Source organism: Serratia ureilytica, assembly GCF_013375155.1.
Classification (GTDB): domain Bacteria; phylum Pseudomonadota; class Gammaproteobacteria; order Enterobacterales; family Enterobacteriaceae; genus Serratia; species Serratia ureilytica.
The window spans coordinates 34243-58916 of record NZ_JABXOF010000011.1 but is presented as its reverse complement, the minus strand read 5'-3'; the positions used below and the strand labels follow the sequence as shown (position 1 = coordinate 58916).

The window sequence follows — 24674 nt, the reverse complement described above, 5'->3', positions numbered from 1 at the left end:
CCGCTGCCTGCTTTTAGCCGCGCGGGTTGAAGGTTTCCTCTCCCACCCGGCGATCTTCGGCAGTGAAGCCCTCTTCCGCCACGTAATACTGCGGATCGTCCAGCTCATGGCTGCAGAACGGCCCGGCGCGCTTGAGCAAGCGCACGCAGTCACCGCTCAGGTGGCGCAGGCGGATGCTTTTTCCCGCCGCCAGATAACGCGCCGTCAGCTTATCGATCGCCTCTACGCCGCTGGAATCCATCACCCGGGTGCCGGCAAAATCCAGCACCACATTCTGCGGATCGCTCTGCGGATCGAACAACTCGGCGAAAGCGGCGGCGGAGCCGAAGAACAGCGGGCCATCCAGTTGATACACCGCCACGTCGCCCGCCACCTGCCGCTGGCGCACGCGGATGCGCGCCTGCTGCCAGGCGAACACAAGCGCCGAGACAATCACCCCGCTGATCACCGCCACCGCCAGATCGGTAAAGATGGTGATCAGCGTGACGATGATCATTACCAGCGCATCGGCTTTCGGCATGCGGCGCAAACGGCGCAGCGAGCTCCACTCGAAGGTGTTGTAACACACCACCAGCATCACCCCCGCCAGCGCCGCCACCGGCAACAGGCCGATATAGCGCGACAGGCTGACCACAAACAGAATCAACAGAATGGCGCCCACCGTGCCGGAAATGCGCCCGCGCCCCCCCGAGGTGAAGTTGATGATCGACTGACCGATCATCGCACAGCCGGCGAAGCAGCCGAACAGGCCGCACACCGCGTTACCGGCGCCCTGCGCGATGCTTTCGCGGTTGCCGTTGCCCTTCTTGCCGCCCATTTCATCCAGCACCATCATGGTCAGCAGCGATTCAATCAAACCGACCAGGGCGATCACCACCGCATAGGGCAGCACCACCCGCACCATCTCCAGGGTAAACGGCGCCGTCGGCAGACTGAAGTGCGGCAGCGCGCCGGAAATGTCCGCCAGATCGCCCACCCGCAACGTATGCAGATTGAGGCCGATCGCCAACGCCGAAACCACCAGCAGCGCCGCCAGCGAAGACGGAATGGCTTTGGTCAGGCGCGGGAACAGCACCACCACCGCAATCGCCAGCGCCACCAGGCCGTACATCAGCGGCCCCTGCCCGGCGATCATCTTCAGCTGCGCCAGCATGATGACGATCGCCAGGCCATTGACGAAGCCGTGGATCGCCGGCAGCGGCACCAGGCGAATGAACTTGCCCAGCCGGAAGGCGCCGATCAGGATTTGAATCCCCCCGGCAAACAGCGTGGCCCACAGCACGTAACCCATGCCGTACTGCGCCGCCAGACTCATCAGCACCACCACAATGGAACCTGCGGCGCCGGAAACCATGCCCGGCTTGCCGCCGAACAGCGCCGTGACCAGGCCGATAATAAACGCGGTATGTAAACCGACGATCGGCGAAAGACCGGCGACCAGCGAAAAGCCGACCGCCTCGGGGATCATCGAAACCGCCACCACAAAGCCCGCCAGGACTTCATTTTTAACGTCCGCGATCCTGACGTTACTCAGGTTAAACATGCATTATTCACTTATGACAGATGACATCATCTCCCCGCGTAGCGGGTATGGGGTACCGCAAGGCGCGGCAGACTGCAGGCGGGCACAGCTCAGGGTGGCGTAGGCAAGAAATACATCCGGCGCGTTTCCTGTCGGTTAATCGGAACGGCCAGTATGGTTAAATGTGATCCAAATCTCAATCAAAAACCGGTCGCCCGCGCTGCATTCGCCCCGGCCAAGCAAGTCTGATCGAGATAAACGCCCATTACGTGTATAATAGCGGCATTATTTTGCCCTTTATGCAGTTGGTTAAATCTAACAGACTGATAGTTAAGATATTTAAGGTGATTACAACATGGGATTCAAATGCGGTATCGTCGGCCTGCCTAACGTAGGCAAATCCACCCTGTTCAACGCGTTGACCAAAGCGGGCATTGAAGCAGCCAACTTCCCGTTCTGCACCATTGAACCGAACACCGGTGTGGTGCCGATGCCCGATCCGCGTCTGGATAAGCTGGCCGAGATCGTCAAGCCGCAGCGCATTCTGCCAACCACCATGGAATTCGTCGACATCGCCGGCCTGGTGAAAGGCGCGTCCAAGGGTGAAGGCCTGGGCAACCAGTTCCTGACCAACATCCGCGAAACCGAAGCCATCGGCCACGTGGTGCGCTGCTTCGAAAACGACAACATCATTCACGTCAACAACAAGGTCGATCCGGCCGAAGACATCGACGTCATCAACACCGAGCTGGCGCTGTCTGACCTGGACACCTGTGAGCGCGCCATCCACCGCGTGCAGAAGAAAGCCAAAGGCGGCGACAAAGACGCCAAGGCCGAGCTGGCGGCGCTGGAGAAATGCCTGCCGCACCTGGAAAACGCCGGCATGCTGCGCGCGCTGGATCTGACTGCAGAAGACAAAGCGGCGATCAAATACCTGAGCTTCCTGACCCTGAAGCCGACCATGTACATCGCCAACGTTAACGAAGACGGCTTCGAGAACAACCCGTACCTGGACACCGTGCGTAAAATCGCCGATGCCGAAGGCTCCGTGGTAGTTGCCGTGTGCGCCGCTGTGGAATCCGATATCGCCGAGCTGGAAGACGAAGAGCGCGACGAGTTCATGGCCGAGCTGGGCCTGGAAGAGCCGGGCCTGAACCGCGTGATCCGCGCCGGTTATGAGCTGCTGAACCTGCAGACCTACTTCACCGCCGGCGTGAAAGAAGTACGCGCCTGGACCATCCCGGTCGGCGCCACCGCCCCGCAGGCGGCCGGCAAGATCCACACCGACTTCGAGAAAGGCTTTATCCGCGCGCAAACCATCGCCTTCGACGACTTCATCACCTACAAGGGTGAACAAGGCGCCAAAGAAGCCGGTAAAATGCGCTCAGAAGGTAAAGACTACATCGTCAAAGACGGTGACGTGATGAACTTCCTGTTCAACGTCTAATTCTTCACATTGCTAGCATGTTGGTCATCTAAAAGCCTCCTTAACCGGGGGCTTTTGCATTTTTAATTTTATGTTTTCATTAGTTATAACACTGAAGTTTTCAGAAATCTGTATATTATGATACGAATATACCACTTAAAATAGATTCTTTAATGGAATTAGAAAAGGAGATCTATTTCATTCTCTCAGATATTATCTATTCAGTTCGACTATATGTTTTTCCTCATGCCAGCGTGAATATTTCGACTAAAAATAATTAACCTGAAATTATTATCATTTAAATTATTTCGATATGGATTTATTGCACTTTCTGAAAAAATTTATATCCTATATTATTCTCAATCATAAAAGTTGAAACAATCGAAGAATAGCAACAAATCAACAAATTCCACATAAATATCCTCCGAGTCTATTCCTGTTTCGTGAGAAAGGATCTATGATAGATAGTAAACCTTATTCAAAAGACCATGGAGAAACAATGAACAATTTAGAGGGAAAAATAGAATCGGTTGGTAAGATTTTTTCATCAGACTTTTTTTTCGCTATCCCAGACTATCAAAGACCATTTGCTTGGGATGAATCTAACTTTCAAGATCTAATTGACGATTTGGAATTAGCCAGGAGTGGACATCAATATTTCCTAGGGACGCTAGTCCTTCATAAAAAAGAGGAAAAGAATCTATATGATGTAGTCGATGGACAGCAAAGAATCACGTCATTACTTATCCTATTTGCCTGTCTACGAGATTTAATAGACGATCCAAACTTCAAAAAACACCTGCAGGGAAAAATAGTCCAAGAGGAGAACCAGGTTGATGGTATTCCTGAGTTACCTCGAATCTCTGTTAAAGACCGACAAACTTTCCGAGAAATAGTGTTAGCTGAGGGAGGGACAGAAAAAATTTATAAAGCCGATGAACTCGCTGAGCCTCAGACTAGATACGTAAAAGCAATAACTATATTTAAATCAGCATTGAATAAATACACCCAAGATGAGTTACAAAACTTCACTCGTTTCATAAATCAGCATTGCAATATTATATATTTAGCAACATCAACATTTGATGATGCTTTCCGACTTTTCACTATTGTGAATGATAGAGGAAGACAGTTAAGAAGAATTGATATCCTCAAAGCGCAAAATATATCTCCTGATGCAATAGCCAACTCAGGGATAAGAGAACGTGTAGCAAGACAATGGGAAGATTTGGAGAATGATATTGGTGAAAAGGAATTTGAATCTGTATTATTCGCTATGCGAATGATATTAATTAAAGAGAAACCACAAGAAGACTTATTTGCAGAATTTGAAAATAAAATATTCAAAAGAGGTCTTTTATCCAAAGGTGAAAAATTCGTAGACGAACTAAAGGTATATTGCGATCTTTATAGGCGTATATTTGCAGATAAAGACTATTTAACGAAAACAGACCCTAACGCTTTAAAATTCAGGGCTATGATCCATATTATGGACAGTGAGTTCGAAGCGTCAGAGTGGCGCGCTTGCCTTATGTTCTTCGCAAAAAAATTCGCTGGGGATTTATTCTACGAGTTCATGCTAGAAATAGAAAAAGTTTACTTAGAGCAATGGGTCTCAGGAATAAGAAAAGATGAACGCTTTAGCATATACTCAAGAATACTAAAGCTTATAGACTCAAAAAGTAAACCTTCAGAAATCTTGGACGAAATAAAATACAATCCAGCCACGATAGTTGAAGCTGCAAAATTAAAAGACATGTACAGATCAAGGTTTGCAAAATACTTTTTACTACGCCTTGAGATTACAGCAAGTGAACATGATGTATACAAAGAAATAAACGCCAAATCTATCGAACATGTTTTCCCTAGAAATCCGTCGGGCACCTCCGATTGGATTAAAGACGAAGATTATTCAGAACATATTGATGTAGTTGATTGTATTGGTAACTTGGTACTTCTTAGCAAATCGAAGAACTCATCAGCCAGCAATCATGACTTCGAGGTTAAAAAGGAAAGATATCTCAAGGATCGTATGTCAGATTACCCGCGAAGCTTAAAGATAACTCACGAATCAAATTGGACTATTGCTAAAATAAAATCCAATCGTGACCAGTTAGCTGAACAGATTATAGTAAACCCATGAGCATCATCTATTTCCAAACAAACAGGTGTATACTAGTTTGAAGAGAACAGGGCCTGAATTATAAGCTAAATGCCCTCAGTAATGCATTGGCATGACTCGCAAAGACATCCAAGCTTGCATCATAATCCCCCTGTTCTCCACTATCCAAAAATCCACGCTTCGGCGTGGATTTTTTTGTCCTGAGTATCCCCAGTCTCACCCTATTTCCCCCTCCCACACCGAAGGCCGATTCTCGCTGCGCCATTTCTCCCCCGCTGCCGTCCCCGGCAACGGGGGTTTCAAACCTTCGATAGTCCACAGTGAGAACGGCGTTTCGTCCACGTGCAGCTCCCAGCGCAACCCGCGCGCGGCAAGGTAGGGTTGCAGGATGCGGGTGCAGGCCGCCAGGAATTGCTGCTGCTCTGCGTCGTTGTCCATGGCGCGCGCGATATGGTCGATGGTCACCCGCACGAAATCATCGGCCGGTTCGCCGCCGAGATAGGCCGAACCTGGCGGCAGCGCGTGGAAGAACACGTTGACGTAAAAGCGCGGCAAAAAGTCCTGGTACAGGACGGTGACCTTCTGCGCAATCGCGCGTTTATCGGCGGCGCTGAAGGCCGGCTCAGGGTGGTAAATCTGCCACAGTGGCATCGCGTTGTCTCCTAGGGTTTCCGGCCGGCGTTCAGGCCATCAGCCGCGGTTAATGATAAACTCCAATAATAAGAGTAATAACTCCAATTATTGAAGTTATCAAGCCGAGGCGATAACATTCTCGGCAATCAGGCGGCAAGCGGAGGTAAAGCAACGTGAAAGCAAAAGGGTTTGAAGGCATGACGTGCTCGGTGGCGCACGTGCTGTCGGCATTGGGCGATCGCTGGGGCGCTATTCTCATGCGCGATCTGCTGCTGGGGCTCTCGCGCTATGACGATCTGCGCCACTCGACCGGCATCACCAACAATACGCTGGCCGACCGGCTCAAGGCCCTGGAAAGCCACGGCCTTATCGAAAAGCGGCAATACCAAACGCGCCCCGCTCGTTATGAGTATCTGCCGACGGAGAAAGGAAAAGATCTCGGGCTGCTGGTGATGGCGATGATTCAGATTGGCGACAAATGGAATCTGTCCGAGCTGGCCGGGCCGCCGCTGCGCGTGGTTGACCGCGTAACCGGCCACCCTGCCACCCTGCGCGCGGTGGATGCCGTGACCGGCGAATCGCTGCCGGCGCAAAACCTCGCGCTGGCGGCCGGGCCGGGCGCCGACGAAATGACGCAATGGCGGCTGGCCGTCGGCCAAGCCCGTTCGTTGTGATCTACAGCAGCGCAATCATCTTCAGCAATTCCACCCGATTGCGGATGCCGAACTTCTTGCCTGCATTGTTGAGGTGCGAATAAACGGTTTTCGGGTGCAAATTCAGCCGCCGCGCGGTCAGGCGGATATCTTCCGTACGGGCCGTTTCACACAGCACCGCCGCCTCGCCGGGCGTGATCGCCGCCGCCCGATGCCTGTTCAGCGCACGCCGTTCGCCCGCCTTTTCCCGGCGGCTCAGCGCCGCGCAGGTCTCCCGCACCACCTGCAACGCTTCCCGTTTGTGCAAAATCGCATCCGGCTGCGCCGCCGCGATAAACGCCAGGATCAGCGGCGAAGTCTTATCGACGAAGAACAGTATCCGGACGCCTTCATATTCAGCACGTGAGGCGTGAATAAATCGCAAATACGCTTCGAACCGATAAATTTCATGGGGAAAATCCATGATAATTAAATCAGGCGCAGGGCTTATATTTTTAATAATATTAATATTGGGCGAGGATAAGGTTATCACTCCTTCTCCCAATAATGTTTTCATCCCCAAACGGCACAGCGGCGAACCGTCGATATAAATCACTCTCACTTTAATTCTCCTTATCAGCGTAAAAGTATGCTTCCACACCTCAGGCGGCTTGTCGCTGCTCTTTTTTGGGGTAATTCGCCTGCAAAGCACACCGATATAAAACATCTTGATAACATGTTTTTCAAATAATCACGCAACAGCCAGCGCTTTGATTAATACGCAAAAAAGGCATGAATGTTTCAAATTATTTCATTCGCAAAAACTGACAATTCAATAAAAATGCAACGCAATGATATAGATCTATTTTCTATTTTGTATGATATAAGCGAAAATGAAAGCAAATGTAACAACAGGAGCCATCACCTTATTGCCTTATTCAAAATATCTATAGGGAAAATTCTTAGTTTGTTAGGATGAAAATCCATGTTTGCCGACGCGTTTAAAAAACAATTGCGCAACATGATTAATCAACAACCGCACGTCAGTAAATTATTACTGTCAGGAAAGCTTTTCTCTAAAGTAAATTAAAGGGCATTTCACATGAATGTTAAATTAGTCGCATTATCCATGCTGGCTCTCTCCGGCGCCTGTGCGGCCGCCTCGTCCAATACGGTGCAATTTAAAGGCGAAGTCAGCACGCAAACCTGTTCGGTGAATATTAACGGCAACCAATCCAACCCGGTTGTTCTGCTGCCGACCGTCGCCGCCAGCCAGCTCGCCACCAAAGGCGCCACCGCCGGCGACACCACCTTTACCGTTAACGTCACGGGCTGTGCGGCGGCAACCAGCGATACGGCGATCAAAACCGTGCTGGCGGGCAACAACCCGACAGTTAACGGCAACCTGGGCAACGCGGGCGATGCGGCCAAGGTTTCCATTCAACTGCTGGACAGCGACGCCACTACGCCGTTGTCATTCGCCAGCGGCTCTACCGTCACCACGTCGGCGATGACGCTGGCGAAAGACGCCACGTCCACCTCGCAGAACCTAGTGGCTCGCTACTACGCGGAAGATACCGGCGTAGCGGCCGGTTCGGTGATCGCCACCGCACAGTTCGCCATTACCTACAGATAAGCCGGCGTCAGGCGCCATACCTGTTGATGACAGCGCCGTTCCTTAGCGGACGGCGCTGAATGACTCGCTCCCTTTATCGGTTCACGTTTATGCAGCAGATAACCCGTTACGCCCGCCGTTGGGCCGCCCTATCGTTTTGCCTGATGAGTTTTGCCGCCAGCTACGCGTCGGCCAGCGTCACGCTGCTCGGCAATCGCGTGATCTACCCCGCCGAGGCGCGGGAAAAAACGCTGCAATTCACCAATGACGACGGCGCCCCGGCGCTGATGCAGATCTGGCTCGATATCAATAACCCCAAGTCCACGCCGGAAAACGCCGACGCGCCTTTTGTCGCCTCGCCGCAAATCTTCCGCATGAATCCGCACAGCGGGCAGATGGTGCGGCTGTCGTTCGTCGGCCAGCCGCTGCCGCGCGATCGCGAATCGCTGTTCTACCTCAACTTCCTGCAGGTGCCCGCCGTGCGTCAGACGGACAGCGACAAGAACAAACTGCTGCTGGTGGTCACCAATCGCCTGAAAGTGTTCTATCGCCCGGCCGGGCTGGCCGGCGACGCCAACCACGTCATCGATAAGCTCAGCCTGCGCCAGGTCGGCAACGCGCTGCGCGTCGACAACCCGACCGGCTACTACGCCAACGTCAGCCAGGCCGCGATCCTCAGCGGCGCGAAACGCACCGCGATCCCGCAGGCGGACCTGATCCCGCCGTTTTCGCAGGCCAGCTGGCCGGTGAACGGTGAGGTGCGGCAGATCGCGCTGCGCGTCATCAATGACTATGGGGTGGAAATCACACGCACCCTGAACGTCGCGCGCTGAAACCAGACAGGGAGGTTTTCATGTTCGATGCTCGCAAGGCGACGCCGCTTCCCGCACGCTGGTGTTGCGCGCTGCTGGCGCTGCCGCTGGGCTGCGCCGCCGCCGATGGCTACACCTTCGATCCCGCGCTGCTGCGCGGCAGCGTGCTGAGCAACAGCGCCCTGAGTCAATTCAACCAACAGGACGCCGTCGCCCCCGGCAGCTATCAGATCGATCTGTACCTCAACGGCCAGTTTCTCGAACGCGATCAAATTCGTTTCGTGCGCGATGGCAAGCAGGTACTGCCCTCTTTCGATCGCGCGCAGCTGACGCGCTTCGGGCTGAAAAATCCGCCGGCGGCCGAAACGGCATGCCTGCTGCCCGGCCGGGCTCTGAAGGACATCACGGTGAACGCCGATATCTCGCGGCTGCGCCTGGATCTGAGCATTCCGCAGGCGCTGTTGAACGGCCAGCCGCGCGGCAGCGTCAATCCCGCCAGCCTGGACGGCGGCGAATCGATGGTCTTCGTCAATTACAACCTCAACCAGTACCACGTCAGCTACCGACAGGGGCAAACCCGCGACCTCGACTCGACCTACGCCAACCTGAACGGCGGGTTCAACCTCGGGCTCTGGCGCTACCGCCAGCAATCCAGCTACCGCTACGATCGGGAGTTCGGCGGCCACCTGGACACCAGCCGCCGCTACGTGCAGCGCGCGATCTTGCCCTGGCGCAGCGAAATGCTGCTGGGCGAAGGCTTTACCGACGGGCACTTCTTCTCCGGCCTGGGATTTCGCGGCATTCAGCTCAGCTCGGACGATCGCATGCTGCCGGATTCACAGCGCGGCTATGCGCCGGTGGTGCGCGGCGTGGCGAAAAGCAACGCGCGCGTGACGGTGCTGCAGGGTAAAAGCACGCTGTACGAAACCACCGTGGCGCCGGGGCCGTTCGCCATCAACGATCTGTACGCCACCAACTACGCCGGCGATCTGACCGTGGTGGTGACCGAGGCCGACGGCAGCGTCAGCACCTTCACCGTGCCGTTCGCCGCGGTGCCGGAATCCATCCGCCCCGGCCAGTCGCGCTACTCCGCCATCGTCGGCCGTTCCCGCTACGTCGGCGATAACGATCTGTTCAGCGAACTGACCTGGCAACACGGCCTGACCAACGCCCTGACCTTCAACGTCGGCAACCAGCTGGCGGACGGCTATCAGGCGATGATGCTGGGCGGCGTGTACAGCAGCGAACTGGGCGCCTTCGGCATGGACACCACCTATTCCCACGCCAGCCTGCCGGACGGCGGCGCCTCAGGCTGGATGCTGCATCTCTCTTACAGCCGAACCTTCAGCCCGACGGACACCACCTTATCCATCGCCGGCTACCGTTACTCCACCGAAGGCTTCCGCGATCTCAGCGACGTGCTCGGCGTGCGGCGCGCCGCCGTCACCGGCCAACGCTGGCAGTCCGATTCCTACCGCCAGCGTTCGCGTTTCGAGGTGGCCGTCAATCAGGGCATGGGCGCGTTCGGCAGCCTGACGATGTCCGGCTCGACCCAGGACTACCGCGATCAGCGCGGCCGCGACAATCAGCTCCAGCTGGGCTGGGGGAAAACCTTCGGCAACGGCGTGGCGCTTAACCTCTCCGTCACCCGCACCCGCAGCCTGGGCTACAGCAACGGCGCCTATCGCGGCTACGGGCCGTTGGATAACGTCTACAGCGCGCCGCTGGCGCAGAACACGCAAACCGTCACCGCCCTGTCGCTCAGCTTCCCGCTCGGGCGTTCGTCATCCGCCCCCAGCGTCTCGCTGCTGGCCAACCACAGCCAGGGCCAGGGTGGCAACTATCAGGCTGCGCTGTCGGGCAGCGTCGGCGACGAACAGCCGGTCAGCTACGGCCTGAACTTCACCACCGACGACGATCGCCAACAAAGCATCTGGGGCGGCAACCTGCAAACCCGCCTGCCTTACGCCAACGTCACCGGCTCGTTCTCCACCGCGCGCCAGTATCGACAAGGCTCACTGTCGCTGCAGGGCGCGGTGGTGGCGCACCGCGGCGGCGTGACATTAGGGCCGTATGTCGGTGATACCTTCGCCCTGATAGAGGCGCCCGGCGCCAACGGCGCGCAGGTGATGGGCGGCCAAGGCGCGCGCGTCGATCGCTTCGGCTATGCGCTGGCGCCGGCGCTGGTGCCCTATCACTACAACACCGTCGCGCTGAACCCCGAGGGCATGAATGATAAAGCGGAACTGGAGGACGGCCAGCAACGCGTCGCCCCGTACGCCGGCGCCACGGTGCGCCTGCGCTTCAACACCGTGCGCGGCCAGGCGCTGCTGATTACCGCACAGCGTCCCGACAACGCGCCGATCCCGATGGGCGCCAACGTGTTGGACAACGCGGGCAACAGCGTAGGCATGGTTGGCCAGGCCAATCAGGTGTATCTGCGCAGCGACCGGAATGCCGGCACGCTGATGCTGAACTGGGGCGACGCGCCCGGCCAGCAGTGCACGCTGCACTATCGCCTGCCCCCCGCGGAAGACAGCCCGATTCAGCGGCTCAGCGCTCCGTGCCGCTAACCCGTTTAACTTATCTCAGGAGAGACGATGAAACGCATTTCTTATCTGGTCGCCGCCCCGGCGCTGTTCGCCCTGTCGCTGTTCGGCGCGCCCGCGGCGCTGGCGCAATGCACGCGCGTCGCCCCCTGGATCGACTCTGGCTGCGATCCTTGCGGGGTGGGCACGGCGCTGGGTCGGGTCAACCTGACCAGCACCTATCTGCAGCCAGTCGGCACGCCGCTGGGCACCAGCGTGTTCGATCTGACCTCCGGCACCCGCTATCCCGACCCAAACAAGGTGCTGTATGAATGCGATGCCGGCGATGTTGGGCAAATTTATGAAGTCTTCGCCACCAACGGCGACGATCGCGTCGGCGGCTATTACGATCTGGGCGCCAGGGACGGCAACCCCAACTATTACGCCACCTACTTCCCTTACGTCGGCATTCGTTTGACCCATCTGGATTCCGGCAAGGTTTTTACCCGTTACTGGCAGTCGGCGCCGATTACCCGCTACGCCACCGTCGGCAGCAAAATTCAGATCCGGGTGAAAGATTTCAGCGCCATCCGTGCCGACCTGATCCGCATCAGTTCGCTGCCGGGCGCGGGCGCCAGCAACTACTGTGGCTACAGCGCCGGCAACCCGCTGGTGGGTATGGCCTCGACCACCGGCAATTCGAACTATACCTGCACGCAGCCGAACGGCTATGTCACCTTTCAGGGGCCCGGCATCGCCTCGGATCCTATCGGCAGCGACTCCGCCACCAACTACGCCACCTGGGGCACTGGGCGCTGGAACGCGATGGGCATGGGCACCGCACCGATCTCCTCCTTGACCTATACCGCCACCTGCGTGGCGCGCAACGTCACGCCGCTGGTGATCCTGCCGACCCTCTCCGTCAGCCAGTTGACCGCCGGGCAAACCTCACAGGCGCAGTTCACCCTCAATATCGAATGCGACAACGCCGCCGTGTCCGGCGTCAGCAGCAACAATACCGCCCTCGGCCTGCAGGTGCCGTATGAAAGCTATGTCGCGGCGCAGCAGCTCGGGCTGGTCAGCGCCAACGGCGGCGTAAGTTACCTGCTCTCCAGCGGTTACGGCACCGACAGCAGCGTCGCCACCGGCGTGGGCATCGCGCTCGCCAACGCCGGCAACGGCGCGCCGATGAACTTTGTCGGCTGGGCGCGCTGCAGCGCCGGGCAATGCCCGCAGGGCAGCGACGCCGGCTGGTATCCGGTGCTCAACGGCGCCAGCGGCGGCGGCAGCACCGCAGCGGGATTCACCCACTACACCACCCAGCTCACCGCCACGCTCGCCCGGCTGCCTGGCCAGACCGTCACCGCCGGCAAGGTGGATGCCAGGGCCTACGTCTGGGTTAAGGTGCAATGATGAGAAAGAAATACCTGATTATGGGATGCGCCCTGCTGCTGACGCTGGCGACCATGGGCGCGCAGGCGGGCATCATCGCCTCCGCCACCCGGGTGATTTTCCGCGAGGGAGACACGGAAAAAACCCTGATGTTGCTCAACACCAACGGCTATCCGATCGTAGCGCAAACCTGGGTCGATAACGGCGATGTCAACGCCGCCCCCGAACTGTCCCGCGCGCCGTTTGTCACCCTGCCCAGCGTATTCGCCCTGCAGCCTTCGGCGCTGAAAGGGCTGCGGATCCTGTTTGCCGGTACGAACCTGCCCGCCGACAGAGAGTCGGTGTTCTGGCTTAACCTGTATGAGATCCCGCCCAGTCAGCCGGCCACGCCGCCGCTGGCGTCGCGCGTGACGCTGGCGATGAACACGCAGATGAAAATCTTCTACCGCCCCAAAGCGCTGAAGGGGAACGCCGACAACGCGGCCGAGACCGTTTCGTTCACGCTGCAAAAATCACCGGGCGGCTATCTGCTGCGCTGCCACAACCGGTCGGCGTTTTATCTCTCCTTCGCTCGCATCGCCGTGCAAACCGACAAGCGCGATGCCCCGGTGCGGCAAGAAAGCGACATGATGACCGCGCCATTCAGCACGCGGGATTATCACCTCGACGGCGTTACCGCGTCGGGGCTCCCCTCTCAGGTCACCGTTCAGGCCACCCTCATCAACGACCAGGGCCAGCAGATCGTCAAGCCATACACAGCAAACCCATAACGATAAAAAGCAGCGCATTTTTTTAAGTACAGGAAATAGGGAAAATGAGTCTAAGCAGATTCCAGCTACAGTTTCATCTGGAGAAACAGGCCAACAACATCAGGCAGTCAGCGGCGTTTCACACCGCTATCGTCAAACACGGGGAATTATTGAGAGAGACCTACAAGAAGCATCCGCTGTTTTACAAAATCATTTTCAGGAACAGCCGGTTCATCATCTGCTCCACCATCCTGTCCATTTATTACCACCAGCCCGCCGCCGCGCTGAAAGACATCAAAGCCTTTTTCAAAGGGAAGAATATGATCAGCGAGAACTCCCTGGATTCCTTTCTGTTCTTTTTACGGGTCGGGCGCCGGCTGGAGGTCAAACCCTGCGAGCATGACAAACGCCAGTTGCGCTATAAGCCTACGCCGCACGCGCTGGCGGAAACCCAGGCGCTGATCGCCTCAATGGCGCGGCCTTATCAGGCGCTGGCGCCACAGATGCCCATCGCGGCGCTGCTGGCGGCGCCCAACTTTCTGCCCACCTTTTTCGCCGCCTACGGGCAACTGATGCTCAAGGAGATCTACCTGATCGATCTGGTGCCACAGTCCGGGCTGTTTATCAGCAAAGACGCCGGCCACATGGTGTTGTTGATGCTGTTTATCGAAAGCATCCAACAGGACTCCCCCTTTCTGCTGCTCTCCTCGGCGAAAATCGCCAAGTCGTGTTCCGTCTCTCGCGCTCACGTGAACCGCATTCTGCAGGCGGCGGAAAAATCCGGCCTGCTGACCACCACCAATAATGTGGTGATCGAACTCAACAGTTCGTTTTTCATCATGGCGGAGCGTTATTTCAGTCTCTATTTCGCGATGGTCGAATTCGGGCTTGAACACGTTTGGCAAAACTGGCAAGAAGGCCAGACAGCAAAACCGTAAGTTGACGCCAAGACTAAATCGTCACATGCCCAGAGGTGAAATACTCACAAGACAGGCAATACGGTGTAAAAATCATCCTATAGAGAAATAGCGGTTCTACCCGATAAGAACCGCTATAAAGCCTCAATATGCTCTTATTCTCAAAGCATCGGCAGTTTCAATCCAAACCTTTTCGCGGCAGCAACGGCTTGCTCATAGCCAGCATCGGCATGGCGCATCACGCCGGAACCGCAGTCGTTGACCAACACCCGAGCAATCCGCCGGTCAGCCTCATCACTGCCATCGCACACGATCACCATTCCCGAATGCTGCGAATATCCCATCCCCACACCGCCACCATGATGCAAACTCACCCAGGTAGCGCCGCCCGCAGTATTGAGCAATGCATTCAGCAACGGCCAATCGGAAACGGCATCGGTTCCATCCTTCATGCTTTCGGTTTCACGATTGGGGCTGGCGACGGAGCCAGTATCCAGATGATCTCGGCCGATAACAACCGGCGCGCTAAGCTCCCCTCTACGCACCATCTCGTTGAAAGCCAGGCCTGCCAGATGACGCTCGCCCAACCCCAACCAACAGATGCGCGCTGGCAATCCCTGGAAAGCAATGCGCTCACGCGCCATATCCAGCCAACGATGGATATGCTGGTTTTCAGGAAACAGCGCTTTAACCTTGGCATCCGTTTTGTAGATATCTTCCGGATCGCCAGATAACGCCACCCAGCGAAACGGCCCTTTGCCCTCGCAAAACAGGGGGCGAATATAAGCCGGTACGAAGCCAGGAAAATCGAAAGCATTTTCCACGCCCATATCGCGTGCGACCTGGCGAATATTGTTACCGTAATCAACAGCCGGCACACCCATGTCAACGAAATCAAGCATTGCCTGCACATGAATGGCGCAGCTAGCGGCTGCGGCGTCAGCCAACCTGGCATGCTGCCCCGGATCGCGTTGCGCTGCTTTCCACTGCGCCACGCTCCATCCCACCGGCAAATAACCGTGGATCAGGTCGTGCGCGGAAGTCTGATCGGTAACCAGATCGGGTCGGATACCGCCTGCATGCGCGCGTTTAACCAGTTCAGGCAACACCTCTGCGGCATTGCCCAGCAGGCCTATAGAAACCGCCTGTCCGGCCGCCGTGTGCTCCTTGATCAAGGCGATAGCTTCATCCAGATCTTTTGCCTGTTTATCGAGATAGCGCGTACGCAAACGAAAATCCAGGCTACTCTGCTGACACTCTATATTCAACGAAACCGCGCCGGCCAATGTCGCCGCTAACGGCTGCGCCCCGCCCATCCCCCCCAGCCCGGCGGTGAGGATCCAGCGTCCGGTCAGATCCCCGCCATAGTGCTGGCGGCCCGCTTCGGCAAACGTTTCAAACGTGCCCTGCACAATGCCCTGACTGCCGATGTAGATCCAACTACCGGCAGTCATTTGCCCGTACATGAACAATCCCTTGCGATCAAGCTCGCTGAAGTGTTCCCAATTGGCCCACTGTGGAACCAAATTAGAATTGGCGATTAACACTCGGGGAGCATCAGTATGGGTGCGGAATACTCCAACCGGTTTTCCGGATTGAACCAACAGAGTTTCGTCTTCATTGAGCGCTTTAAGTGAGGCCAAAATCTGATCGTAACATTGCCAATTGCGAGCAGCGCGACCGATACCGCCATACACAACCAGCCCTTGCGGGTTTTCGGCGACGTCGGGATCCAGATTATTTTGAATCATGCGATAGGCCGCCTCGGTCAGCCAATTTTTGCAGGTCAATTCGTTGCCCCTGGGGGCACAAATAGTCCGGGTGGAATCGAAACGAGAATCGAGAGTATTCGTCATGGCTTGTCTCCTTCAACATGACAGACATCATGGTTCGCCAGCCTGGTCAGGCAGGCTGCAGAAAGGCGTACCGCTCACATTAAAACGCCCGTTGAAAACGCCGCCGAGAGCTAAAAGGAACCGTACAATCAACGACGCATTTATTGACGAGCCCATTCGCATCACTCCCGCCATAGAGCGGCAATTGCGAGGGATCAAGGGAAGTGCCGGGCAGCAAAGCGCTGACATGAATATCGCGTTCAAGTCGGGCGCGCGTACTCATAGCCCAGAGGACATCACGCTCCGAATAAGGGTCAACATCCTCATCCACCAGTAACACATTTTTGAGTGACGGCACCTCACCGAGCAATCTCTTGGCTGCGTCGATAACGCGCAGGTCATCACTGCAAGCGCGTTTAACGACTTGCAATACGGTAAGCAAGTGACCGCCGCCGGAAGGCAGAGCCGCGACGCGACAAAACAGCCTCTCAAGCCCCTCTGTTTTTAGTCGGGCGAGCAGCGAACACTCTTGGCCTAAACCAAGCAGAATGGATTGCTCCACACCAGGACCCGACAGCGTCTGATATATCGCCCCGGCGCGGTGGCTTACCGCCTGAACCTGCAGTGTTGTGGCCATACCACATGGCGAGCGATAACCGAGATACTCAGGTAAGGAAAAACCGGCCACCTCCGCTGTCTCCGGTTCTTTTTCCGCCCCCAACATCCCTTCTATAACGATCTCGGCATGGGCGATATATCGCCCCGTATTGGCGTGACATGGCGCAATCTCCATCGCATTGCCGCGCAGGGCCCCCGCAACGCCTAACTCGTCGCTACCGTAAGAAAGACAAGGCCGAGTCAATGTCGAAGCCAGATAAATGGCCGGATCAAGCCCGATATTGACGGAAATCGGCAGTAGCTCTCCGCGCGCCAGATGTGTCGAAAGCATGTGTTGCAAGTGACCACGAGAGTCAATCGCCACCACCGCCGAATCCTCTTTGAAGGTAATTCGGTGGTAAGAACAATTCGCGGCTCCGGTTCGATTATCGTGCGCATAGATCAACCCCAACGTCACCGTCGGCCCAGGATCATCTTGCAGATAACGTAGGATCGGCAGCAAAGCCAGGATTTCAGCAGGCTTACGCACGTTGTGAAAGTTGCGTTCCTCCCCGCCCAGTAATCTGGGCGCTATCGGCCTATTCGCCGCCTGCAACAACAACTGAGCATTTGATATGTCTGCGGAGTAACGTCCGAAGGGATCCAAAAACAGCCTGCAACGACGGCGATTACCAAACATCCCCATCAAAACGGGAAACTCGCCCCGCGTTGGTCGTCGATAAAGCCGTAACGGTTGCTCATCGGCAAACCAGGAACCGCCAGGCTGGCGATAGGCATCGAGAAAATCTTCAATCATCTCCACCTCGGGAGAAATCGATCTCTCCACCGGGGTAATCTCATCCCCTGCTTGCCGCAACAACGCCAAGGCAGAGCGCAAGTCATTAGGCAATAGCATTTGACTCCTCCCTCATCCCATCCGGGAAGTACAGCGAGAAGCCAAGACGATCCCCAACGCAGACAGCAGCGCCGCCATGCCGGCCAACGCAATAGACAACGTGTAACTCTGATACAGGTCATACAGCCAACCGGCGGCGCTGCCCCCGCCAACGGCGGCGATCCCCACGGCGATATACAATGCCCCCAGAATGGCGCCCAGATTGGCGGTGCCGAACCATGTACTGGCCACTGCCGGGTACAGCGCAATACAGCCGCCGTTGGCCGCGCCGAACAACAGCGCGAAAATCGCCAGCGCGGTAAAGCTGTGCGCCACACTCCAAAAACCGCATAACAGGGCCAAACTCAACGTGACGATAACCAAAAAACGCCGCGCGCCCAGACGGTCGCCTATTCGTCCCAAAACCAGACGGCCGCCGATATTGCCCACGCCGATCAAACCGATGAGCAGATTGGCTTGTGTTACATGCAGCCCCTGTTGCTGCGCATAAGGATTGATATGAACCAACGCCAGGAACAGTCCGATAGAGCCGAAAAATATCGCGATAAAAAACCACCAAAATTGAGCTCGGCCAGCGGCCTCTCGCAGCGTGACGCTACCGCTGAAGCCTGGACGCTGCATTGAGGTCACCTCAACGGGACGAAGCCCATCGGGATATTCGCCCACGTCCTCTGGCCGGCCTCGTAAAATGAAGGCGGCAGCCAACCCCAACACGGCGATAGCGACGGCATACACTTGCAGAGTGCTTTGCCAGGACAAATGTCGCATCAGCCCACCGGCCACCATCGGCCCCACCAGCGTTCCCAAGCCGGTGCCAGCCAGCGCCAGGCCGGAAGCCGAGCTGCGATGAACGACGAACCAACGTTGGATGGTTGAAACAGCCGGCACGTAAACCAATCCGACGCCAACCCCTACCAACAGGCAAAACGTGAGCAAAAACGCCGTCAGTGACGACGCCAGCAGGCTACTGCCGAAGAATCCCAGCGAAAGCAGTAAAATACCAATGCCGGTTACCGTCCTTACCGAAGTACGATCGCTCCAGGCACCGGAAAATACCCCAACGGCATAGTAAATTAACGCCGTCAGCGAGAAGATTGAGGCGGTAGAAAAACGCCCTGCGTCAAAGTTCGTCTGTAATGCAGTAAAAAATGCCCCGAATGAGTAAGCAGCGCCAAAAATAACCGCCAGTAAAAGATGAACGGCACCGACCATGTACCAACCGCGGAATTTTCTTTCCTTGACCATCACAGCCTCCTTTTTATTTAATAATTAACGCCGACAACGACCGAATGCTCGCCGCTCACATCCACTTCAATAAGCGATTGCACCGAGATCCCCGTCGCCTCGAACACGCGCCTGGCTCCACCATAATTGCGTTTTTCCACCACGCATAAGATGCCTGATACATCAGCCCCTGCTTTCCGCACTGCACAAACCAACCCCACCAATGTTCCGCCAGTGCTGATGAGATCGTCCACGATATAAACGTTATCGCCGGGCTCCACGCCGTTCAAAAAGAGGCTGCCGCCGGTATATTCGCAATCGAAATCAACCTGAACCTGTCCTTCAAGACCGGATGGGTACCAGCGGGCAATGCCGTATGGCAGGCCTGAAAGCAGCGAAACGGCGGCCAATAAACCGCCTCCTTTGTCTTCCTCCCCCACCAGCTTGGTTCCCGGCGGAAATTTCGCCGCATCGCAGACTCGCCTGGCTGCTTCACGCAAGAGTTCAGCCGGGGTTGCCGGGATCTGTTCCGTCAGAGCATTCAGCAGAAATCGCCGCCCTTGAATCTCCACCAAAGGCTGCCGATCAAAAGACGCCTTGAGGATGTCCTCTTGCCCACTCTCAGCCGGCGCCTGTACGCGAAGGCGATCGGCATAGGCGACAGCGTCAAAAAAGGTTTGGAGTCGCACAGGGTCCTTACGGCGCGCGGACCGAGAGACGCCAGAACAGACATCAATGGCCGTGGGGAAACAATGCTGAATCAGATGGCTGACATTGCCGGCATGCAGTCCGCCCGCAACAATTACCGGCCGCGCAAATGTTTTGTTTTTCAACAAACTCCAATCGAATGGCTTTCCAGAACCGCCGCTCAGCCCCTCGACCTGTGTGTCCAATAGGTATGCACTAACCTGATAGTCGTTTATCCTGTCCAGAGACAAAGTGCTTTCGAGATGGAAACTTTTAATGACCGGGACATCAAATGCCTGGCAATACTCATTCGTTTCGTCACCCTGAAGCTGAATCGCTGCCAGGCCGCAATAACATATAATGTTTTGCACCCATTCCCTGGGTTCATTGACAAACACGCCGACCACCTGAGTAAAAGGCGGCAATCGTTCAATGATCGAACGGGCTTCGTCGGGCGAAACCTGACGTGGACTTTGTGAAAAAATGAACCCCAATGCATTGGCCCCCGCGTTTAATGCCGCCAGAGCATCCTCAAGGTGCGTGATGCCGCAGACTTTTACTCTCGTTCTCATTCATCGTCTCCTTGAATCGTTTAAGAACCTGATACGCCCGCCCGTTATCCAATACTTGCCGTACGAGTTTCGCCGCCTCGCCAAAGGAGCGCGTCTTGCCGGCCAACACCAGCGCCGTCGCGGCGCTCACTATAGTCGCGTTGCGATGGGCACCCCGCTCGCCGTTAAGCACTGCCAGGCAGATTTTCGCGTTACGCTCCGCAGAACCCCCTCGCAGCGCCCGTAATTCACAGGCTGGAACTTCAAAATCATCCGGCTGCACGGAAAACCGACCTATACAGCCATCACTTACACACAGGACCTGGGTTTCTCCCAGGCAACTGACTTCATCCAAATCTCCGGCACCATGTACGATAAAAGCCGTCACCTTGCCCAACCTCACCAGCGCCTCAGCCATGGGATACAAAAGCGAAGCATGCGCAACGCCTATCAGTTGGTGCGTCACGTTAGCAGGATGAACCAACGACCCACTCAGATTAAACAGGCTACGAACACCCAAAGCGCGCCGTACAGCAGTCAGCCGTTCAGGAAACGCATACCAAGACGAAGTAGAGAGAAACGCGAAGTTGCTCGTTGCCAACGATCGCCGCAGCCACGCTTCATCACCCTTGCGCGAAACATCAATGCCCAACGCCGACATCATGTCGCTGCTGCCGCTGACGCTGGTCACGCGACTATTGCCATGCTTGATCACTGGCACGCCAGCTGCGGCCACAACCAAGGCTGCCGTGGTGGAAATATTGAAGGTCCCGCTCCGGTCTCCTCCAGTACCACCAATATTCAACGTAAGCGGCAAACCGCTTACCAATGGCCGGCAACGTGCCGCTATTGCGTCAACCGCACCGGCTATCTCGTCAGCGGACTCGCCCTTTTGTGCCATAGCGACGAGCAACGCGCCGATCTGCATATCATCCAATTGCTGTCCCAGCATGGCCTGGACCAGATCTCGGGTCTGTTCCCGGCTCAAGCTAAGCCGTTTTTCAACCAAGATTTGCAAGACGTTTCTGAATCGCTCTTCCAGCGGTTTTATCGACAGCGTTGCGTTCATGTTTCCTCCAATCCCACCCGCAAGAGATTCATAACCTCAGTCAAACTCTGAATACTGCCAAATACATAACCGATGTTCTCAAGCGCCGCCTCATGTCGCACTTGACGCGTCCCCGCGACGCACTCGCGCGGCACTATGACGCGATAATCTAATTGCATGGCGTCCTGAGCAGTCGCACGAACACAAACATCCGTGGCAACACCGGTCAGAACGACGGTATCTACTCCCATCCCACGCAGCAGAAGATCCAGGTCGGTGGCGAAGAACGCACTGTAACGGCGTTTGATTAATACCTGATCGCCAACCTGTGGAGATAAATCTGCGATGATCTCAACGCCACGACTCCCTTCGAGGCAATGAAGTGTCTCGCCGTAGTCAAGCTCCCGGCCGAAGTCCACACGGTTGACGCGGTGACTTTCCTGGGTATAGATCACCGGGATGCCCGCACCGCGCGCAAAGCTCAACAAAACTTGAAGCGACGCGATAATCTCCCGCCCTCCTTCGCAAGGAACAGGACCATCTTCATCCAGAAAGTCGTATTGCATGTCGATCACCAAAACGGCAAATCGACGTGTCCGATTGGGGGGCTGAGTTGCTTTTTGACGTTGCATCTTTCTCTCCATGAATGACCGCACGGTGCCGATATTCGGTCTGGGTCAGGCGAAATACGTCGTGACGAGCTCTTGCAATGCGCGATGGCTTTCACGTACGGGTTTCAATTCATCCAAATGATCGAACCCCATGACATGCAACACACCGAATCCGCCAGACAGCGATTGCATTTCTTCTATGCGTTCACGTACCGTCTCCGGCGATCCAAGGAGCCAGCAATGCTTGGCGCAATACTCGACGGTGACTTCACTGTCGGGGACATCCGGGTGATGTTTGAACAAACCAAGCGCCTTGTTGCCGGCGATCATCGGCAAGTAATCCTCACGAAAGTAACGTCCCATTTCGCCTTCGACAGCAAGCCGCCATGCTTGCGCATCTGTGTCGGCGATCAGAATAGGACGACTGACACGCCATGTATCCCTGGCCGGAGGAACCCTTCCATTCAATGCGGCGCCCTCTTCAACAACTTGCCAATGGGTATGGAGATACTGCGGCGTAAAACAAAAGCTGATAGGGATCCAGCCATTACGACCGGCAATCTTTAACGTCGAGGATGAAGGTGAAAGGCCGGTCACGCCTACTGGCGGATGGGGTGATTGATAGGGCTTGAGGTGATAACCGGAGGTTTTATCCCACTGATCCGCCGGCCGACGCGCTGTCCAATACTTACCTTTAAATTCGAATGGCCCATCGCTATTCCAAAATCGCATCATGATCGCTATCGATTCTGCCGTCATCTCCCGATGCACACCCGACTTATGATCTATGTCGAACATGTCGAGATCCAACGTGGTACCGCTGGCGCCAATTCCCACCATTAATCGCCCCTTCGATATATGATCCAGCCAACAAATGCGATGAGCCAACTCGGCTGGATGATGAAACGGCAGCATAAAGGCGCCCGGCGCCAATTTTATGCGCTCAGTCTGCAAAATGGCTTGAGCGATGAGCAAATCTGGAGAAGGGCACGGTTCAGCCGGCATCGTATAATGCTCGCCAATCCAAGCCTCATCAAAACCGATTTTGTCCAAAAACCTCAAGGTATCAAGATCGTGGTAATGCCCATCGTGCAACGAGCGATAACGCGGATGTGCCGGCATTAAAAATGCGCCAAGTTTCATGTTCGATTATCTCCTTGAAGCGTAAAATCCCGATTAGCACGTGATATACGGCAAATTGACATTCAACCCATCAATTTCATTCAAATTAAAAATGAATTAATGCTTAGACATTATTAAGTCGTAAAATCAAACACCTGAAAAAGTTAACCACGAAAAGTTAAGATGATTATTGAACATTACTTTCCCCTTAAGTATATAGTTGTATAGACAAGGCAATGGCAACACGAAATTGCTTAATTTGTGATCAATAACAAATTCATAACAATTAGCCATGAAGAAAAAAAGACATTACTGGTTCAAAAAAAGAGGCAACGTGAAGTGTGCAAAAGTGAGACAAAAAATGGCTAACTTTACTGTTAAATAAAGAAAAAACAAACATCCCCGCGTGAATGATTGTGAGAAAGATGAAACATTTCTCCCAACTTGGTTTATTAACATAAGGAAACAACCAAATACAATAATTAGAATGACACGCATTTGTAGTTATATTCCAAGTGAATAATTAAACATAAATGCATTTTTAAATATGATGGATTATAGTTTCATTTACGCTTTACCCATTTTATTGAGAAAGGTATATTTACCAAACATCAATATAATAAATATCTCTGGAGAAATATCTTGCAAAATAAACTCACCATCCTCGCGGGCATAGCCACCATTATCGGCACCCTCTTCGCTGGTTATTCTGCCTTTTCATCTTCAACGGAAACACGCAGTCAGTTCGTTAATGGCAGCGCGAATACGACGATTGGTAGTAATAGCGGAAATATCACCATCACTAACACACCGGGTGAAAAGGCGCCTCAGCTAGTGCTGAAGCGGCCGATGCCTTTAATTGCTCAACCCAATATGGGTAACTTGTTGGAACCCACCAAACATATTTGCCAGCTCATCGCCGGCACACAGGTCGCATTGACAGGTAAAAGCGCTGCAATGGACATCGGCAATGCGGAATGGAAAGAAATCTCCATCATTACCGGCGAATGTGCCGGTCAGCGTGGCTGGATCACCTCAACGGCGCTCACCTACCAATAATCGAGTGATATTGCCCCCTTCATTCCGCTATCGGAGCCGACACTCACCGCGCCCGCAATACCCGATCGATCAATCCCCAGGCCGCCGCTTCGTCGGCGGTCATAAAGCGATCGCGATCCAACACCCGCTCCACTTCCTCTTCGCTCAGGCCACAATGTTGGGCATACAGCCGGATCACCCGGTCTTTGGTGCGTTTCATTTCCTCTGCCTGGATCAGAATGTCGGACGCCTGCCCCTGAAAGCCGCCCAGCGGTTGGTGCACATGCAGACTGGCGTTGGGCAGCGCCATGCGGTGCCCCGGCTCACCGGCCATCAGCAGGAACGACCCCATCGAGCGCGCGGTGCCCATGCACAGCGTATGCACCGGGGCACGGATATACTGCATGGTGTCGTAAATCGCCAGCCCGCTGGTGATCGCCCCGCCCGGCGAGTTGATGTACAGGTGGACCGGTTTTTCCGGGTTTTCCGCTTCCAGAAACAGCAGCTGGGCGCACAGCATTTCGGCCACGTCATCGTTGACTTCGCCGTTGAGGAACACGATCCGATCGCGCAGCAGGCGCGAGTAAATGTCAAAGGAACGTTCTCCCCGGCTGGTCTGCTCCACCACCATCGGGACGAGCATCATCTTCTCACGCATCGGTGAACTCCTGGGTTGGCAACAAAGAGAAAGGTGTTT

The 24674-nt window shown here is 55.3% G+C and carries 21 protein-coding genes; 10 read left to right on the top strand and 11 right to left on the bottom strand.

All coding sequences use genetic code 11. From position 1 onward, the window contains the following. Positions 1-13: 13 nt before the first annotated feature. A complete protein-coding gene (locus HWW83_RS19695) occupies positions 14-1543 on the bottom strand; it encodes a SulP family inorganic anion transporter (protein ID WP_176589498.1) in 1530 nt (509 codons plus the stop codon). A gap of 334 nt (positions 1544-1877) precedes the next feature. Here HWW83_RS19695 and ychF point away from each other — a divergent pair, with 334 nt between their 5' ends. Further along, positions 1878-2969 carry a redox-regulated ATPase YchF gene (gene ychF / locus HWW83_RS19690; protein ID WP_004941048.1) on the top strand — a complete coding sequence of 364 codons (1092 nt, stop codon included), beginning with the start codon at positions 1878-1880 and terminating at the stop codon, positions 2967-2969. Between the two features lie 436 nt (positions 2970-3405). Continuing rightward, positions 3406-5091, top strand: a complete 1686-nt coding sequence (locus HWW83_RS19685) for a DUF262 domain-containing protein (protein WP_176589497.1) — start codon at positions 3406-3408, stop codon at positions 5089-5091. A gap of 195 nt (positions 5092-5286) precedes the next feature. Here the strand turns inward: HWW83_RS19685 and HWW83_RS19680 are convergent, their stop codons facing one another. After that, positions 5287-5721: a tautomerase family protein gene (locus HWW83_RS19680; protein ID WP_176589496.1), complete on the bottom strand. Its 435-nt coding sequence runs from the start codon at positions 5719-5721 to the stop codon at positions 5287-5289. Positions 5722-5876: 155 nt separating this feature from the next. Here HWW83_RS19680 and HWW83_RS19675 point away from each other — a divergent pair, with 155 nt between their 5' ends. Then, entirely contained in the window at positions 5877-6377 is a 501-nt protein-coding gene (locus HWW83_RS19675) for a winged helix-turn-helix transcriptional regulator (protein WP_069100075.1), read from the top strand. A gap of 1 nt (position 6378) precedes the next feature. On the opposite strand, the gene HWW83_RS19670 is transcribed toward HWW83_RS19675, so the two are convergent. Continuing rightward, a complete protein-coding gene (locus HWW83_RS19670) occupies positions 6379-7062 on the bottom strand; it encodes a helix-turn-helix transcriptional regulator (protein WP_226773005.1) in 684 nt (227 codons plus the stop codon). Between the two features lie 375 nt (positions 7063-7437). Between HWW83_RS19670 and HWW83_RS19665 the strand changes: the two genes are divergently transcribed. From HWW83_RS19665 to HWW83_RS19640, 6 genes are all read left to right on the top strand, one after another. Continuing rightward, positions 7438-7971, top strand: coding sequence for a fimbrial protein (locus HWW83_RS19665; RefSeq protein WP_042784243.1), 534 nt, complete (start codon positions 7438-7440; stop codon positions 7969-7971). 89 nt (positions 7972-8060) lie between these two features. Continuing rightward, positions 8061-8783, top strand: coding sequence for a fimbrial biogenesis chaperone (locus HWW83_RS19660; protein ID WP_033642746.1), 723 nt, complete (start codon positions 8061-8063; stop codon positions 8781-8783). 20 nt (positions 8784-8803) lie between these two features. After that, entirely contained in the window at positions 8804-11335 is a 2532-nt protein-coding gene (locus HWW83_RS19655) for a fimbria/pilus outer membrane usher protein (RefSeq protein WP_176589495.1), read from the top strand. Between the two features lie 27 nt (positions 11336-11362). Next, on the top strand, positions 11363-12703 hold the full coding sequence (locus HWW83_RS19650) for a fimbrial protein (protein ID WP_176589494.1): 1341 nt from the start codon (positions 11363-11365) through the stop codon (positions 12701-12703). After that, positions 12700-13452, top strand: a complete 753-nt coding sequence (locus HWW83_RS19645) for a fimbrial biogenesis chaperone (RefSeq protein WP_232096982.1) — start codon at positions 12700-12702, stop codon at positions 13450-13452. The genes HWW83_RS19650 and HWW83_RS19645 overlap by 4 nt, the downstream gene beginning before the upstream one ends. A 44-nt stretch (positions 13453-13496) precedes the next feature. Beyond that, positions 13497-14369, top strand: a complete 873-nt coding sequence (locus tag HWW83_RS19640; RefSeq protein WP_176589493.1) for a hypothetical protein — start codon at positions 13497-13499, stop codon at positions 14367-14369. Between the two features lie 140 nt (positions 14370-14509). Here the strand turns inward: HWW83_RS19640 and hutU are convergent, their stop codons facing one another. From hutU to HWW83_RS19605, 7 genes are all read right to left on the bottom strand, one after another. Further along, positions 14510-16204 carry a urocanate hydratase gene (gene hutU, locus HWW83_RS19635; protein ID WP_176589492.1) on the bottom strand — a complete coding sequence of 565 codons (1695 nt, stop codon included), beginning with the start codon at positions 16202-16204 and terminating at the stop codon, positions 14510-14512. 79 nt (positions 16205-16283) lie between these two features. Next, complete coding sequence (locus tag HWW83_RS19630) at positions 16284-17696, bottom strand: UbiD family decarboxylase (RefSeq protein ID WP_089196943.1); 1413 nt, start codon at positions 17694-17696, stop codon at positions 16284-16286. 12 nt (positions 17697-17708) lie between these two features. After that, positions 17709-18941, bottom strand: coding sequence for an MFS transporter (locus HWW83_RS19625; protein ID WP_046686884.1), 1233 nt, complete (start codon positions 18939-18941; stop codon positions 17709-17711). Positions 18942-18958: 17 nt separating this feature from the next. Next, positions 18959-20179, bottom strand: coding sequence for a phosphoribosylanthranilate isomerase (gene trpF, locus HWW83_RS19620; protein ID WP_060659648.1), 1221 nt, complete (start codon positions 20177-20179; stop codon positions 18959-18961). Beyond that, complete coding sequence (gene trpD, locus HWW83_RS19615) at positions 20139-21227, bottom strand: anthranilate phosphoribosyltransferase (protein WP_176589491.1); 1089 nt, start codon at positions 21225-21227, stop codon at positions 20139-20141. Before trpD ends, trpF begins: the two co-directional genes overlap by 41 nt. After that, a complete protein-coding gene (locus HWW83_RS19610; RefSeq protein WP_046686883.1) occupies positions 21224-21838 on the bottom strand; it encodes a cysteine hydrolase family protein in 615 nt (204 codons plus the stop codon). The genes trpD and HWW83_RS19610 overlap by 4 nt, the downstream gene beginning before the upstream one ends. Before the next feature lie 45 nt (positions 21839-21883). Further along, positions 21884-22960 (bottom strand): LLM class flavin-dependent oxidoreductase, encoded by a 1077-nt coding sequence (locus tag HWW83_RS19605; RefSeq protein WP_046686882.1) that lies wholly within the window; start codon positions 22958-22960, stop codon positions 21884-21886. A 621-nt stretch (positions 22961-23581) separates the two neighbouring features. On the opposite strand from HWW83_RS19605, the gene HWW83_RS19600 reads away from it, so the two are divergent. Beyond that, positions 23582-23998, top strand: coding sequence for a hypothetical protein (locus HWW83_RS19600; RefSeq protein WP_046686881.1), 417 nt, complete (start codon positions 23582-23584; stop codon positions 23996-23998). Positions 23999-24041: 43 nt separating this feature from the next. Here the strand turns inward: HWW83_RS19600 and HWW83_RS19595 are convergent, their stop codons facing one another. Next, complete coding sequence (locus HWW83_RS19595; protein ID WP_046686880.1) at positions 24042-24635, bottom strand: ATP-dependent Clp protease proteolytic subunit; 594 nt, start codon at positions 24633-24635, stop codon at positions 24042-24044. Positions 24636-24674: the final 39 nt, after the last annotated feature.

Bases quoted from the DNA above. Each gene is read 5' to 3' on its own strand.
- HWW83_RS19695 (WP_176589498.1), bottom strand. From the start codon at position 1,543: ATGTTTAACCTGAGTAACGTCAGGATCGCGGACGTTAAAAATGAAGTC.
- ychF (WP_004941048.1), top strand. From the start codon at position 1,878: ATGGGATTCAAATGCGGTATCGTCGGCCTGCCTAACGTAGGCAAATCC.
- HWW83_RS19685 (WP_176589497.1), top strand. From the start codon at position 3,406: ATGATAGATAGTAAACCTTATTCAAAAGACCATGGAGAAACAATGAAC.
- HWW83_RS19680 (WP_176589496.1), bottom strand. From the start codon at position 5,721: ATGCCACTGTGGCAGATTTACCACCCTGAGCCGGCCTTCAGCGCCGCC.
- HWW83_RS19670 (WP_226773005.1), bottom strand. From the start codon at position 7,062: ATGTTTTATATCGGTGTGCTTTGCAGGCGAATTACCCCAAAAAAGAGC.
- HWW83_RS19665 (WP_042784243.1), top strand. From the start codon at position 7,438: ATGAATGTTAAATTAGTCGCATTATCCATGCTGGCTCTCTCCGGCGCC.
- HWW83_RS19660 (WP_033642746.1), top strand. From the start codon at position 8,061: ATGCAGCAGATAACCCGTTACGCCCGCCGTTGGGCCGCCCTATCGTTT.
- HWW83_RS19655 (WP_176589495.1), top strand. From the start codon at position 8,804: ATGTTCGATGCTCGCAAGGCGACGCCGCTTCCCGCACGCTGGTGTTGC.
- HWW83_RS19650 (WP_176589494.1), top strand. From the start codon at position 11,363: ATGAAACGCATTTCTTATCTGGTCGCCGCCCCGGCGCTGTTCGCCCTG.
- HWW83_RS19645 (WP_232096982.1), top strand. From the start codon at position 12,700: ATGATGAGAAAGAAATACCTGATTATGGGATGCGCCCTGCTGCTGACG.
- HWW83_RS19640 (WP_176589493.1), top strand. From the start codon at position 13,497: ATGAGTCTAAGCAGATTCCAGCTACAGTTTCATCTGGAGAAACAGGCC.
- hutU (WP_176589492.1), bottom strand. From the start codon at position 16,204: ATGACGAATACTCTCGATTCTCGTTTCGATTCCACCCGGACTATTTGT.
- HWW83_RS19630 (WP_089196943.1), bottom strand. From the start codon at position 17,696: ATGCTATTGCCTAATGACTTGCGCTCTGCCTTGGCGTTGTTGCGGCAA.
- HWW83_RS19625 (WP_046686884.1), bottom strand. From the start codon at position 18,941: ATGGTCAAGGAAAGAAAATTCCGCGGTTGGTACATGGTCGGTGCCGTT.
- trpF (WP_060659648.1), bottom strand. From the start codon at position 20,179: ATGAGAACGAGAGTAAAAGTCTGCGGCATCACGCACCTTGAGGATGCT.
- trpD (WP_176589491.1), bottom strand. From the start codon at position 21,227: ATGAACGCAACGCTGTCGATAAAACCGCTGGAAGAGCGATTCAGAAAC.
- HWW83_RS19610 (WP_046686883.1), bottom strand. From the start codon at position 21,838: ATGCAACGTCAAAAAGCAACTCAGCCCCCCAATCGGACACGTCGATTT.
- HWW83_RS19605 (WP_046686882.1), bottom strand. From the start codon at position 22,960: ATGAAACTTGGCGCATTTTTAATGCCGGCACATCCGCGTTATCGCTCG.
- HWW83_RS19595 (WP_046686880.1), bottom strand. From the start codon at position 24,635: ATGCGTGAGAAGATGATGCTCGTCCCGATGGTGGTGGAGCAGACCAGC.